This window comes from Paenibacillus hamazuiensis (assembly GCF_023276405.1).
GTDB classification, from domain to species: Bacteria; Bacillota; Bacilli; order Paenibacillales; family NBRC-103111; genus Paenibacillus_AF; species Paenibacillus_AF hamazuiensis.
The window spans coordinates 2,256,982-2,271,760 of record NZ_JALRMO010000001.1; the positions used below are offsets into that span (position 1 = coordinate 2,256,982).

General features: G+C 52.9%; 11 protein-coding genes and 2 riboswitches. Of the genes, 9 read left to right on the top strand and 2 right to left on the bottom strand.

What is annotated here, in order from left to right; translation table 11 throughout:
- Positions 1-166 precede the first annotated feature (166 nt).
- Entirely contained in the window at positions 167-1,027 is an 861-nt protein-coding gene (gene erm, locus MYS68_RS09910) for a 23S ribosomal RNA methyltransferase Erm (protein WP_248925686.1), read from the top strand.
- An 88-nt stretch (positions 1,028-1,115) separates the two neighbouring features.
- Here erm and MYS68_RS09915 read toward each other — a convergent pair whose 3' ends face one another.
- On the bottom strand, positions 1,116-2,459 hold the full coding sequence (locus tag MYS68_RS09915; protein ID WP_248925687.1) for an APC family permease: 1,344 nt from the start codon (positions 2,457-2,459) through the stop codon (positions 1,116-1,118).
- Between the two features lie 70 nt (positions 2,460-2,529).
- Positions 2,530-2,632: riboswitch (guanidine-I (ykkC/yxkD leader) on the bottom strand.
- A gap of 199 nt (positions 2,633-2,831) precedes the next feature.
- Positions 2,832-2,934, top strand: a riboswitch (guanidine-I (ykkC/yxkD leader).
- A gap of 66 nt (positions 2,935-3,000) precedes the next feature.
- Here MYS68_RS09915 and MYS68_RS09920 point away from each other — a divergent pair.
- The 8 genes from MYS68_RS09920 (at position 3,001) to MYS68_RS09955 (ending at position 12,468) form a co-directional block, all read left to right on the top strand.
- Positions 3,001-4,038, top strand: a complete 1,038-nt coding sequence (locus tag MYS68_RS09920) for an ABC transporter substrate-binding protein (RefSeq protein ID WP_248925688.1) — start codon at positions 3,001-3,003, stop codon at positions 4,036-4,038.
- A gap of 17 nt (positions 4,039-4,055) precedes the next feature.
- Positions 4,056-4,859 carry an ABC transporter permease gene (locus MYS68_RS09925; RefSeq protein ID WP_248925689.1) on the top strand — a complete coding sequence of 268 codons (804 nt, stop codon included), beginning with the start codon at positions 4,056-4,058 and terminating at the stop codon, positions 4,857-4,859.
- Between the two features lie 3 nt (positions 4,860-4,862).
- The gene (locus tag MYS68_RS09930; RefSeq protein ID WP_248930863.1) at positions 4,863-5,663 is read left to right on the top strand and encodes an ABC transporter ATP-binding protein; all 801 of its coding nucleotides are present in this window, start codon (positions 4,863-4,865) and stop codon (positions 5,661-5,663) included.
- A 139-nt stretch (positions 5,664-5,802) separates the two neighbouring features.
- The gene (locus MYS68_RS09935; protein WP_248925690.1) at positions 5,803-6,306 is read left to right on the top strand and encodes a hypothetical protein; all 504 of its coding nucleotides are present in this window, start codon (positions 5,803-5,805) and stop codon (positions 6,304-6,306) included.
- A gap of 218 nt (positions 6,307-6,524) precedes the next feature.
- Positions 6,525-8,135 (top strand): extracellular solute-binding protein, encoded by a 1,611-nt coding sequence (locus tag MYS68_RS09940; protein ID WP_248925691.1) that lies wholly within the window; start codon positions 6,525-6,527, stop codon positions 8,133-8,135.
- 84 nt (positions 8,136-8,219) lie between these two features.
- Entirely contained in the window at positions 8,220-9,185 is a 966-nt protein-coding gene (locus tag MYS68_RS09945; protein WP_420852105.1) for an ABC transporter permease, read from the top strand.
- A gap of 17 nt (positions 9,186-9,202) precedes the next feature.
- The gene (locus MYS68_RS09950) at positions 9,203-10,081 is read left to right on the top strand and encodes a carbohydrate ABC transporter permease (RefSeq protein ID WP_248925692.1); all 879 of its coding nucleotides are present in this window, start codon (positions 9,203-9,205) and stop codon (positions 10,079-10,081) included.
- A 71-nt stretch (positions 10,082-10,152) separates the two neighbouring features.
- Positions 10,153-12,468, top strand: coding sequence for a helix-turn-helix domain-containing protein (locus MYS68_RS09955; RefSeq protein WP_248925693.1), 2,316 nt, complete (start codon positions 10,153-10,155; stop codon positions 12,466-12,468).
- Positions 12,469-12,517: 49 nt separating this feature from the next.
- Here MYS68_RS09955 and MYS68_RS09960 read toward each other — a convergent pair whose 3' ends face one another.
- Positions 12,518-14,674, bottom strand: coding sequence for a HelD family protein (locus MYS68_RS09960; protein ID WP_248925694.1), 2,157 nt, complete (start codon positions 14,672-14,674; stop codon positions 12,518-12,520).
- Between the last annotated feature and the right edge of the window lie 105 nt (positions 14,675-14,779).

Genomic DNA, 14,779 nt, shown 5'->3' on the forward strand with positions numbered 1-14,779 from the left:
GCTTAAGGAGGAGCATCGCTCGTGTATTACAATGGCATCTTTTTCATTCGTATAAGGTAATGACGGCGCAGATTCGGTAAACCCTCCATTTTTTTTGAATTAAGGAAGGGTTTATTTGATCTGCGCCTTTTTCATTCCCAAAAACGAATGAACGAGGTGCTTTTTTGTGTCAAAAATCAATCATACGTACCGGGGAGCGTCGTGCTCTCCCGGCAATTTCTCGGCACAGCATCTGCTGATTAACGGCCGAGTGGTCAGGGATATGATACAACTCGCCGGTATCACGCCCCATGAGACTGTTCTCGACATCGGCGCAGGAACAGGAACCATTTCAATTCCTTTAGCTGAAAAAGCCGCCCGTGTGCTCGCAATCGAAAACGATCCCGCCTTTGTCCGCAAGCTTATAGACAAGACAGGGGGGATCCCGAACATTCGGGTTCAGGAATGCGACTTTTTGCAAAGCAAGCTTCCGAAACAGCCGTTTTCTGTAGTGGCCAATATCCCGTTTTCGATTACGACGCCGATACTCGAGAAGCTGCTCGGCAAACCGGACGCGCCGCTGCGCCGTGCCGTCCTGATCGTTGAGAAAGGGGCCGCCCGGCGGTTTACGGAAGCTCCATCCGCCAACCCGCGACTGCTCTCCTGGCGCATGCTCTACGAATTTCGTGTCGTGAGGACGGTGGAAAGGAGCGCATTTTCGCCTCCGCCCGCTGTAGATACCGCCATCTTAACGATAAGCCGCAGAGAACAGCCGCTTATTCCCGCGCATTTGCTGGCTAAATTCGCCGCTCTCGCCGCATACGCCTTGCGCAGCCCGCATCAGCCGCTGTTTACAGCGCTTGCTGGCGTTTTTACGCCACCGCAAATTGCCAAGCTGGCTAAAGCGCTCCGTGTCGACCGGCAGTCGCGGGTTTGCACGCTAAGAGACGGTCAGTGGGCCGACGTGTTCGCCGCGATGCTGCGGCATGCCCCGCCTGTCCGCCATCCGAAGCTTCGCCGGCAAGGGTGCCGCCCCTGTCGTAAATGAATCCCGGAAACTCGCGGTTAACGGCTCATGAAATTGAAAAAGGCAGCAGACAGCTTTGAAATTCAAAGCTATCGGCCGCCTTTTTCCGTCACGATTCCATTCCGGAGGCAGGCTTTACAGGAATCGTGCTGTCCGAATTAGACAAAGGACGATTTAATCTGCTTTTGAGGACATGATAAGCGATTCCGATGAGCAGCCAGACGCCTCCCATGAGCAGCGCGTCTTTATCGAGCAGGGACAGCAGCCAGCCGATAAATCCCGCGCCCGTCAACGGGAAAATCAGATACAGCCACGTTTGCTTGAAGGAGCGGCGTTTTTCTTTAATATACAGCTGAGCGATGACACATAAATTGACAACGACAAAGGCGCTCAAAGCGCCGAAATTGACGAATTTGACGGCGGTGTCCAGATTGACGACGAGTGCGAGCAGCGATACGGCGCTGACCAGCACGATATTAAATACGGGCGTATTGAGCCGCGGGTGCAGCGAACCGAAGAAACGCTTCGGCAGGATCGATTCCCGTCCCATCACGTAAAGAAGCCGGGAAACGCAGGTGACGGACGATAGGCCTTGCGTAAAAATCGCCATGATCAGCACGACGGTGAACAAGGAGGCTAGAGCCGAACCGCCGACGAGCCTGACGATTTCCAGCCCGGCGGAATCGATGTTGGCAAAGGTGACATGAGGGTAAACGAGCTGCGTCAAAATAGACGGGGTCAAATACAGGATAACCGCCGAGAAAATAATAATCATAATCGCTCTCGGGATCGTTTTGCCGGCATTCACCGTCTCTTCCGACATCGTCGTGATCGAGTCGAAGCCGAGAAATGAAAAGCAGATGATCGATGCGCCGGACAGTATTGTCGAGAAGGGCACGCCGGAAGCGGCGAACGTTTCCAACGGCTGCACACCGCCGCTTATATTATTGATCAGAAACCCGCAAAAGACGGCGATGAATCCGATTTGAACCCATACGAACAGCCTGCTGAGATTGGCCGAAAATTTGATGCCTATAATATTGACGGCGGCCAGCACGGCATTCAGCAATATGATCCAAACGTAGGCGGGGACAGATGGAAATTGCGCGTGAATATACAGTCCGAACGTCAAACACGCGATTAGCGGCGAGAAGAAGTAGTCCAGAAGCAGTGCCCATCCGACCAGATAACCCAAGACGGGATGAATGCTTTTTTTGGCATATGTATAAGCGGAGCCGGAGGCGGAGAACGTTTTGGACATCACTCCGTAGCTGTAGGCTGTAAAGAAAATGGCAATAAAGGCCAGTAAATAGGCTTGGCTGAGCATGCCGCCGGACGTTTCGTAAGCGATGCCGTAAATCGAAAAATAAATCATCGGCGTCATCCAGGCGAGCCCCAAATAGACAACCTGGAATAAAGATAGCGTTTTTCGGAATGACGTTTCTTCTCTCATGGGGGACACTCCTTTGAGCGGGTTATATCGGAAAAATATGAAAAACCCGGCGAGATATCTTGTTCAGATGATCTCCCGGGCTTTTATCCCTCCGTGAACACGGCTTGTGCCGTGCGTTTTCTCTCGGACCTGTCCGGCTGCTTGCAGACCGCGGAACCCTAGAAAACAAGCGTTTTGCATTTTTGTGTTACGAATTATCACATAAAAACCAGGCTGCGCAGCCAAATATATGTTAGATAATATAACATAATTAAATTTGTTTGAAAAGGATCTATGTTAAAATGTCACATCAAAAATTAGTTTTGAAAAATTTATGTGTTAGCTATATTGACATAAACGAAAATCACGTTGTATCATGACGTTAACAGCATACATCATGTCATCTAGGGTTCCGCGGTTATCCAAAGCCGGTCTGGTCCAAGAGAAGACACACGATGCGTCATCGTGCACACGGAGGGACAAAAGCCCGGGAGGATATCTTTTTCACGATATCTCTCTCGGGTTTTTTCTTTTTAGTGTCATAATTTCGGGAGGGATTGAGATGAAAAAAGGGTTGTTGTCATCGGTTTGTTTACTTCTTGCGTTAGCTTTCGTGCTGGGAGGCTGCGGCACTCAGACAAAGGAAGCCGGCAGTCCGGTGGTTTCCGGTGGCGCCGGGAAGCCGGGGGCGATCAAAATCGCGTTAAGTCCCTGGCCGGGTTGGTTTGTCTGGTACCTTGTGAAGGAGAAAGGCTTTTTCGAGAAAAACGGAGTTAATGCCGAACTGGTATGGTTTCCGGTATACAGCGATTCGCTTGCCGCATTGGCCGCCGGCAAGGTGGATGCAAACAGCCAGACGCTCAGCGATACGCTTGCGCCGGCGAGCAAAGGAATCCCGGTGAAAGCCGTGCTTGTCAACGACAACTCGGCGGGAGGGGACGGGATCGTCGTAAGGCCGGATATAAACTCGATCAAGGAATTGAAAGGCAAAAAAATCGCAACCGAGCTCGGCACCGTCGATCATCTGCTGATGCTGACCGCGCTGGAAAAGGAAGGGCTTAAAGAAAAAGATGTAAGCTTTACGAACATGACTGTCAACGACGCGGGTCCCGCATTTATATCCGGCAAGCTCGATGCAGCGGTGTTGTGGGAGCCATTTTTGAGCAAAGCGATCGAAGAAGGGAAGGGCAAGCTGCTGTTTTCCTCGAAGGATACGCCCGGTCTCATTCCCGACCTGCTCGTGTTTCGCGAAGATGTGGTGAAAAACAGGCCGGACGATGTGAAAAAGATCGTGAACGCCTGGTTCGACGCTTTGGATTACTGGCAAAAAAATCCGGAGGAGTCGTTGGCCATCATGGCCAAGGCGGCGGAAACTCCGCTTGATGAATATAAAAAAAGCGTGCAGAGCGTGAAAATATTCGGCATCGAAGATAATCGCAAGGCGTTTCAAAGCGGCAGCGACTTCCAATCCTTGCAATATACCGGACAGAAAACAGCCGAATTTTTGAAGGGGCTTGACATGCTGTCCAAAGTACCGGATCTGAAACCGGTGCTGGACGGGCATTTTATTGAAGAAGTCGCCAAGGAACGCGGCAAATAAACCCGGAGGTGAAAGGAATGAAGAAAAAAAGGCCCCGGCTATTTCAAATCCGCGAAGAAATAAGCAAATCGTGGTATTCCGGCGGGGTGGCCGGCGCGTTCGTGCTGCTGCTTGTTTTATGGGCTGTTCTCAGCTACGGGCAGCTCGTTGAGCGTACCTTTATGCCGACTCCGGATCAGGTTTTCGCCCGGTTTGTGGAACAGATGGCGAGCGGCGCTTTCTGGGATCATGTGGGAATCAGCGTGTTTCGCGTCAGCATGGGTTTCTTGCTGGCGTGCCTGATCGGCATTCCGCTCGGCATCGCCGCCGGGACCTTCCGTTTGGCGGAAGCGCTGATCGTACCGCCGACGGAATTTATCCGCTATATGCCAGCGACGGCGTTCGTTCCGCTTATCATGGTATGGGCGGGCATCGGGGAAACGGCGAAGGTGCTGGTTATTTTCGTTGGGTGCTTTTTCCAATTGGTATTGATGGTGGCGGACAACGCGAGAGCGGTGTCGAACGATTTGCTGCAGGTGTCTTATACGATGGGGGCCAAAAGATGGCAGGTGTTCGAGCGTGTGCTCATTCCGGCCCTGATGCCGGATTTGATGAACACGCTGCGCCTTGTGCTCGGCTGGGCGTGGACGTATTTGGTCGTAGCCGAGCTGGTTGCGGCAAGCAGCGGACTCGGTTTTGCGATTATGAAAGCGCAGCGGTTTCTGAACACCGACATTATTTTTGTCGGCATCATCGTCATCGGTCTGCTCGGGTTGATTACCGATCGCATGTTCGCCTATTGCCACAAACGGTTTTTCCCATGGCTGGAAGGGGTGCGATAATTGATGCTGCATGCAGTTCAAGCATATCCGGAGTCATATGCCGCTCCTGTAAAAATTGAAGCCAGCGGCCTCACGAAAGTATATACCGGAAAAAAATCGTCCTTTCTCGCGCTTGATCATGTGTCCTTCGACGTGAAGCAGAACGAATTTGTCAGCTTCGTTGGCCCTTCGGGCTGCGGCAAATCGTCGCTGCTGCGGATTTTGGCCGGGCTGGAGGAATCGACGGAGGGGCAGCTGCTCATATCCGGGCGCGAGATCGATGGGCCGGGAAGCGACCGGGGCATGGTGTTCCAGTCGTACACGCTGTTCCCTTGGCTGACGGTCCGGCAAAACATCGAATTCGGCCTGACGCTGAAGGGCGTCGACTTATTTGAAAAAAGGGCGATCGCCGACCGCTTCATGGAGCTGGTGAAGCTGACGCCGTTCGCGAAATCGTATCCGAAGGAGCTGTCCGGCGGGATGAAGCAGCGGGTGGCCATCGCCCGGGCGCTTGCCAACAATCCGGAGGTGATTTTGATGGATGAGCCGTTCGGTGCGCTCGATCCGATGACCAAAAGCTCGATGCAGGAAATGCTGCTCGACATTTGTGAGAAGGAGAAGACGACGGTCGTGTTTATCACCCACGATATCGATGAAGCGATATTTTTATCGCAGCGCGTGTTCGTCATGCAGGCGAACCCCGGCCGCATCAAGCAGGAGGTGCAGGTGCCGCCGGGTTTTCGCAATCAACCGGGTGTCAAGGATTCGGAAGCGTTCATCAAGCTGCGCAAAATGATCGTCGAGTTGATCGGAGATCACGGCTGACGCGAAGCTCTACAGATGTGACATAGTTTAAAATGTGGACCTGGCGGGGATCTTCCGTCAGGTTTTTCATGCTGCGCATATTTTTTGTAGTGATTTGGAAATATTAAGCATCAACCCTGTAATTTTGGAGGAAATCGGTATGAACTTAAACGACATCGTCGATTCAATGGATTTTAGCACCGGCTGGTGGTACCCGGTTGTACTTGGCCTATTTCTTCTTTTATTTGTCGCATTTATGCCGAAGAGGGGCGTGAACTGGCGGGAAATCTACCTGACCTTCGGTGTCATTGCCGGACTGGTCTGGGCGACCGATACGGTTTTTGCGGTGTGGTTTGATTTATTCGACGTCGGAGAACCTCACAAGCGGGGGATCGGCGAGTTTTTCCTATATTCGATTATCCCGCCGAGCTTTTCCGTCATTTATTTGAATTACTATGAGGAGCGCCATAAACTTCTTTATACGTTGATTTTTACGTCTTTATCCGGGCTTGCCGAGTGGGCAACCGTGGCTGTCGGTTTAATGAAGCTTAACAATTGGCACACCCTTTTTTCGGTACCGGTCTATTTGGTCGTTTATTACTACTACTTGCCCGTACATTTGCGTATTATGGAACGGACCGCCGATAAACTGGACTATCGTTGATGGCCGGTCAAACGGTGAGAACGCATTCTTAATTTCAGATAACCGACCTTAAAATCGGATTACGTCAAATATTAACCCCGGCTTATTCCGCAAAAACTTAATGGTTTCCGAATGGCGAAATCTTTGTAAAATGAAGAAATAGCGGAAAAGCCGGCGCTTCTTCACCGGTTGCCGGCCGTCGCCAAGCATGCAGCTTATATGAAGGAGGCAAAAGGGGTATGAAAAATGTCAGTCGGAAAAGATGGCTCGCCACAGGCACCTCGGCGCTGCTGTCCGTGTCGCTCGTCGCTGGGTGCAGCGGTTCGGGCACGGGGAGCAAGACGACCGGAAAGCAGGTGGTCGAAGAACCGCCAAAATTGGAAACGCTTACGTATTGGGTCGGCTTGGCTGGCAATGTAGCTGCAACGTTAAAAAGCTTCGGAGATATGACGGTTTATCAGGAGCTGCAAAAAAAGACCGGAGTGAAGGTGGAATTCCAGCATCCCCCGGCAGGGCAAGAAAAAGATCAGTTTAATCTGATGATTACCGGAAAAAAACTGCCCGATGTAATCGAATACGGTTGGACGGGGTATCCCGGCGGGCCGGAGAAAGCGATCAAAGATAAAAAAATCATCAAGCTGAACGACATCATCGATAAACATGCCCCCAACTTGAAAAAAATATTGGATGCCAATCCGGATTGGAAAAAGCAGGTTATGACGGACGAAGGCAGTATTTACAGCTTTCCGTTTCTGCGCGGCGACGATTATTTGTTGGTCAGCAACGGGATCGCGCTCCGCAAAGATTGGCTGGAAAAGCTGAATCTGAAAATGCCGGAGACGCTCGACGACTGGTATAACGTGCTGACGGCAATCAAGAAAAGCGACCCGAACGGCAACGGCAAGCCGGACGAAATTCCGCTCTTGATCGGCAAAGGCGATATGGGCGGAGCGGTGCCGTTTCTCGGCTCGTTCGGCGTCAATTACGATTTTTACCACGTCAATGGAAAAGTGAGCTACGGGCCGATTCAGCCGGAATATAAGCAGTTTCTCACATTGATGAACAAGTGGTACAAGGAAGGGCTGCTGGATCCGGATTTCGCCGTCACCGACAGCAAGCTGAAGGACGCGAAGATCACGGGGAACCAGCTGTTCGCCACCGTGATGAGCACCGGCTCGGGGATCGGCAACTACACCTCGCTCGTTAAAAATAAAATTCCCGGATTCAAGCTTGCGGCGGCTCCGTTCCCCGTCGTCAACAAGGGAGACAAAAAAATGTGGAGCGCCAAGACGTTCAACTTCTCGGGCGCGGTGGGCGCTGCGATTTCCACCTCGAATACGAATCCGGAAGCGACGGCCAAATGGCTCGATTATGCCTACAGCAACGAAGGCATGATGCTGTTTAACTTCGGGGTGGAGGGCGTCTCTTATAAGATGGTGAATGGTTATCCGACCTACACGGACGACATCATGAATCCTAAGGATTTGTCGGTAGCCCAAGCGATGGCCCGCCATGTGCGCGCCAATTTCAACGGTCCTTTCGTGCAGGACAAAAGGTATATGGAACAGTATGCAGCCATGCCCGAGCAGAAGGAGTCGATCCGGATCTGGTCGGAGCCGACCAACGAAAGGAAGCTGCCGCTCGTCACGCCGACTTCGGATGAGAGCAGCAAGTTCGCTTCGATCATGAACGATGTGAATACGTTCAAAGACGAGATGTTCAACAAGTTTATTATGGGCGCGGAGCCGCTCGATAACTTCGACAAGTATGTGAAAACGATCGAAGGTATGGGAATCCAGGAAGCGACCAAAATTCAGCAGGCCGCTTTGGAAAGATACAACAAACGATAACGCCCGATTGTCAGGAAACTCCACATGGCAGGGAGATGATCCGTTCATCTCCCTGATTTTTTCCAAGCGAAGGAGGTACGCCTTATGGATACGGTCAAAACGGCCGCAGGAGCCGCCCGGAAGCGGGCTCGTTCCGAGATGAGCATATGGTTGACGATAGGCCGCGATTTAAGGCGCAACAAGCTGCTCTATTTGATGGTTTTGCCGGTCATCGCGTATTACGTGATTTTCGATTACGGTCCGATGTACGGTTTGCAGATAGCTTTTAAAGATTACAGCCCGGGTGACGGCATATGGGGCAGCCCGTGGGTCGGCTTCGATCATTTTGTGGAATTTTTCAACAGCTATTATTTTTGGCGGTTAATCCGCAACACGCTTCTGATCAATGTGTATGAGCTGATTTTCGGTTTTCCCGCGCCGATCGTCCTCGCGCTGCTGCTGAACGAACTGCGCCGGCAGTATTTCAAAAGGATTGTTCAGACGATCACTTATTTGCCGCATTTTATATCGGTTGTCGTCGTGGTCGGGATGCTGGTCGACTTTTTGGCCAGAGACGGGATTGTGAACCAACTGCTGTCCTCTTTCGGCATTGCGTCCAAGTCGTATTTGTCCGAGCCGGAATGGTTTCGTTTCATTTACGTTTCTTCGGGCATTTGGCAGCAGGTCGGTTGGAGCTCCATCATCTATTTGGCCGCGCTGTCGAATATCGATCCCACACTGTACGAAGCAGCCAAAGTCGACGGGGCGGGGCGGTGGAAGCAGATGCTGCACATCACCATTCCGGGGATTATGCCGACCGTCATCATTTTGCTCATTTTGAAAATGGGTTCGATGATGTCCGTCGGCAGCGAGAAAATTTTGCTCATGTACAATCCGCTGACCTACGATACGGCCGATGTGATCTCCACCTTCGTGTACCGCAAAGGGATTTTGGAGGCGAATTACAGCTACACGGCAGCCGTAGGATTATTTAACGCCGTTATCGCCTTTACCCTGCTTGTCCTCTCCAACAGCATAAGCAAGCGGGTAAGCGAGACGAAGTTATGGTAGGGGGGAGGAGAAGTACGATGATCAAACCGACTTTAGGCGAAAAAACGTTCGATGCGCTGAACGTGACCGCAATGATCGTTCTTTGTTTTTTGACGTTGTACCCGTTTTTGTTCGTCGCCTTTTCATCGCTCAGCGATCCGGGATTGCTGGCGCAGCACCGCGGTTTGTTATGGAAGCCGTACGGCTTTAGCTTAAATGCGTATAAAGCCGTTTTTGCCAATCCGAACATTTTGAGCGGTTACCGGAATACACTGTTTTATGTCGTCGTAGGAACATTCTTTAATCTGATTATGACGGCGCTCGGGGCATATTTTCTTTCCCGGCGAAACGTTTTTTTTAAAAACGCGATTATGTTTATGATCGTCGTCACGATGTTTTTTCAGGGAGGGCTTATTCCGACTTACCTGCTTGTCAGCAATCTGGGGCTTACCGATACGCCGTGGGCGATGATTATTCCCGGAGCGATCAATACATGGAATTTGATCATTATGCGCACTTCGTTCCAGGCCGTGCCGGTCAGTCTCGAGGAGTCGGCGAAAATCGACGGAGCGAGCGAATGGACCGTGATGTGGCGGATTATTCTTCCTCTGTCGATTCCGGTTATGGCCGTCATGGTGCTGTTTTACGCCGTCGGCCACTGGAACGCCTGGTTTAATGCGATGATTTATTTGCGCGACCGCGAGCTGTATCCTCTGCAGCTTATTTTGCGGGAAATTCTTATCACGAACAGCACGGACAACATGACGACCGATGCGTCCGGTGTCGATAAGATGCCGATCGGAGAAGCGATCAAATACGCCACAATCATGGTCGCCACGATTCCGATCCTGGTGCTGTATCCGTTCCTGCAAAAATATTTCGTCAAAGGGGTCATGATCGGGGCGCTCAAGGAGTAGGGAAGAAAAGCAGGAAAACGGCGGCGTTTTCAGAATAATATAATATATCACCGAATTGGGAAGGGTGGTTCATGGTGCGGATTAAAGGCATACCGCGCGGAAGCGCTTTTATCACCCTCTTATTGTCCTATTTGGCCGTTTTCCTGCTTCCTCTTGCCCTCGGATCGATTCTGTACACGAAGACCATCAACATTATGACGGACAACGCCAACCGGGCGAACCTGGCGATGCTGGAGCAGCTTCGCCAGGTGATGGACAGTAAGCTGAGGGATGTCGAGATGATGTCCCAGCAGATCGCTTTGAATCCGAAGCTGCAGTGGCTGATGAATAACGCCGAAACGGCCGAATCCGCGGATGCGTACAAATTCGTCGAGTTCGTGTCGGATCATATGTCGCGGTATCGAAATGTAAGCGATCTCATACAAGGCTATTATGTCTACTTCGGTGCGAACGATACGGTTTTGCTGCCGACCGCCAAAACAACGGCGGATGTGCTGTATGAACGGCTGTATTTGCCGGTCGGCACCAGCTTTCATACGTGGCGCAGCGAGCTGCTCGGAAGCCCCCATTATCAGGATTATTTTCCTGTCACCTACGAGACGCCAAGCGGCACGCTCGATACGATCACCTACGTTCAGACGCTTCCCCTCGGGGAGCCATCCGAGATTCGCGGCGCGCTGGTCATTTTGCTCGATATGAACCAGGTTCGCAGCATGCTGTCCAAGATCGAATCCGCCAATCAAAGCTCGGTTTACATTCTTGATCGAGGGGACCGCGTTATCGCCGGGAAAAACAGCGAGTCGCTCCGCTGGGATAAGATCCTGCAGGAAGTAAGTGCGAGCGGCGTACCGTACGAATACGAGGATAACGGCGTCGATATGATGCTGTCTTATACCGTATCCGAGCATAATGGCTGGAAATACGTTCATGTCATGCCCAAGCAGGTTTATCTGGAGCGGGTCAATTCGCTGAGAAATTGGATGATCACCTTGCTCCTGATTTGCCTGGCCGGCGGCGGAGCGGCGATCAGCTTCTGGCTGCACCGCAATTACGCCCCGCTGCAGGCCGTGGTACGCGCGCTTCAGAAGGAGAAGCCGGCGCAAACGGGGCAGCCGGCCAACGAATACGAGTTTATCCGGGAAACGATTCGCATGACCATGAACGAGGAACGGGAGCTTCGGAAAATTTTGAGCCGCCAAACTCCGGTCATTCGGGCGAGCTTTCTGTCTCGCTTCATCCGCGGGCATGTGGACGCTTCCCGAATGACGGAGGAGTCGCTGCAGTTTATGGATATTCGCCTCGTCTCCGAATATTTTGCCGTCATCCTGATCGACATCGCCGATTTCAGCAGGTTCAGCGCCGATCAATCGGAACGTCAGTGGGCGCTCGTTCGCTTTATCATTTCCAACATTGCAGGCGACTTGATCCGCGAGCGGCAATGGGGATACGCGGTGGAACTGGATCAGCGCCGGATCGCTCTGCTGGTCAATTTTTACGCGGAGCGGCGTGCGGAAGCGCCGCAGGAGCTGGACAGCATCGCCGCCCGGCTCAAGCAGGTTATCGAAGAGCGGTTTAAAACGTATATGACGGTTGCGATCGGGGACGTGCACGAAGGATTGGACCGGGTCTGCGAATCGTATTTCGAGGCGCTCAGCGCTCTGGACTACAAAATGTTCAGAGGTCACGGCGCAATCATTCGCTACCGCGAAATTGCGGATGCCGACCGCCACTACTATTATCCGATCGAAACGGAAATTCAGCTGATCAACTTCACAAAAAGCGGCGATGTGGAAAATGTCGACAAGCTGATCGGCAATTTGTTCCATGCGCATTTCAGTCAGCGGCGGATTACTCCCGAGCTTGGAAGAAGCCTGTTCAACAACATGGTCAGCACGTTATGGAAAATCATCAATCCGATGGACCCGTTATACCGCGAAGTGTTCGGCGCAGGCTTCGACCCGTTAAGGGAGCTGTCCGTTTGTCCGACGGTGGAGGAGATGAAGCTGAAAATCCGCGACTGGTTCCTCGATTTGTGCCAATATTTGAATGCAAGCCGCAGCAGCCACGGTCGGCAGCTTGCGGAAAGGATCGCCGCGTACATCGAACGGCATTACGGCGACGACATGCTCAGCCTGACGACGATCGCCGAGCATTTCGGGCTGACGCCGCAGTATTTGTCGGCGTTTTACAAGAAGCAGACGGGGATGAACCTGACCGATTATTTGACGCGGGTGCGCATTGACGAGGCGAAAAAACTGATGCAGGACAAAAAGCTGACGTTTACGCAAATCGCGAACAAAGTCGGTTACGCAAACGATATCGGGTTTATTCGGGTATTTAAAAAATATGAAGGAACGACGCCCGGAAAATATCGCGAATCGCTGTAAAAAGGGAAGGGCCGCGGACTTAAGGTTTGTCCGCGGCCCTTTTACGGCCTTATGCGTGCACGGCGAAGTCGCCTTCGATACCGGCGATCAGATCGGACGGCTCGCCGCTGTAAAACAGCCGCAGCTCGTGCAGCGCGCGCGTACAGCCGACGTACAGCAGCTTGCCGTCCTGCGGAGTCGGTTCGTAGCGCCGCTTGTCGACATCCGCGATCAGCACGGCGTCGAACTCGAGGCCTTTGGCCAAATATACCGGCACGACCGACAGTCCGCCCTGGTAGCTCATCTGCCCGGCCTCGATCAGATGGGCCTCGAGGCCGGCAGCTTTAAGCGCGCTGTGCAGCTGCGCGCAATCGTCCTCCGTCCGCCCGATGACGGCGACGGTTGTAATCGCCTGCGCGGCCTGCAGCTCGCGTGCGGCGCGGACAAGCGCCTCGTGCATGCCGCCGGCCGGCGTCTTCACGAGGCGAACCGGGTCGCCGCTGCGGAACACCGGCACGGCGAGCGGCGTATCGGTGCGCGAACGTTTCAGCACCTCGTCCGCGAAATAAATGATTTCCATCGTCGAGCGGTAGCTCCTTTCGAGCTGGAAATAGCCGCGCTGTTCTTCCGGGAACAGCGCCTCGAATTCGCTCCACGCTTCGATGCCCTGGTACGCGTGGATGCCCTGCGACAAATCGCCGAGAATCGTAAACGACTGATTGCGCGTATGCTGCTGCAGCAGCGCGACCTGCAGCGGAGAGAAATCTTGAGCTTCGTCGATCACGGTGTGATCGAACATCAGCTCCGCTTCGATGCCGTGCAGGCGGTTTCGCAAATACAGCAGCGGAGCGAGATCGTCGGGATCGACAAGCTTTTTGCGGAAAAGCTTGTCGGTGTTCGCGTATACGGCCTCAGGCAGCTCCCGGAGCAGCACTTCCGGCAGCCAGACCGGACGTTCGGCAGGAGAGAGCAGCGTCCGGTAGAGCGAAAACGGCGTATGCTCCGTCCATGCCTTCGTATAATCGCGAAGCCGCGCGGCCGACTTCTTTTTCAGCTCTTTTTTGCGCGACTGTTCCCATATTTTATCCAGCTCCATCTCGAGCCAGCGCTTGATCCTCGCCAGCACGCGCTCTCGGCGTTTTGCCGGCGGATAATGCTTGTTCTCCACCTCATACCACTGCCGAATCGTCTCCGCCGGCAGCGAATGTCCCTCCCAAGGAACGAATGCGGCCGGAGGAAGGAAGTTCGCTTCGAACAAGATCATGCATTTTTCCAGCCATTGCAGAAAGGCGAGGGAGCCCTTAAAACGGCTGGGCGTTTCCGGCGTCACCGTCGGCCGGCCCGGACCGACCGCGAACCAAAGCTTCAGCCGGGACGCCGGATCGGTCAGCTTCACTTCATGCTCCAAAAGCTCCAATGCCCAATCGGCAAACGTCGTTTGCTGGATGTGACCGACGCCGAGCTCCGGCAGCACGCCGGAAATGTAATCGAGAAACATCCGGTTCGGTGCGAAAATAATCATTTTTTCCGCACGGATTTGTTCGCGGTATTGATAGAGGAGAAAGGCGAGACGGTGCAGGGCGACGGTCGTTTTGCCGCTTCCGGCGACGCCCTGGATGATGAGAGCGGTATTTTTCGCGGCGCGAATGATGCGGTCCTGTTCGGCTTGTATCGTGGAAACGATGTCCCGCAGCTTGTTATCCTTGTTCTCGCCGAGCCGGTAGAGCAAAAACTCGTCGGTTACGGACATATCGCCGTCCGCCTTGTTAAACGTATCGACAACACGCTGCAAAATCTGCTTGCGGATGACGATGTTGCGCTTCAAATAAACAAGCCCCTCGATCAAACCTTCGGGGCTTTCGTAGGAGGCCGTTTCGCTGCCCCCGGTAAACGAATAAAACAAGCTGGCTACAGGAGCCCGCCAATCGATCACGAGCAGCTCACCGCTGTTTTCCCGGTCGACGCCGACCTTGCCGATGTACAGCGGGGAAGGGCCGGGTTTGCCGGATTCGTGAAAATCGAGCCTTCCGAAATACGGCTCTCCGCTGGCGATGGCAAGCTGCTTGCGCTTCGTATCGCGGATCGATTCGAGCACCTGCTCCGTGTGATCGGGTCCGTGGTAAACGGGAATTTTTCGCAAATAAGCTAACTGGGAGTCGATTTCATGAAGCACTTGATCCAGCCGTTCTGATTCTTCGGTAAAAGCATCCTGAATCGTAGGTTCCAAGCGTCCGTTACCTCCATAGTTTCCTTATATTAGAAAAAAGCAGGATAATAATATATCACATAATGAAACCGGATTCAAGCGGAAACTTTGTCATGAAATGATCAC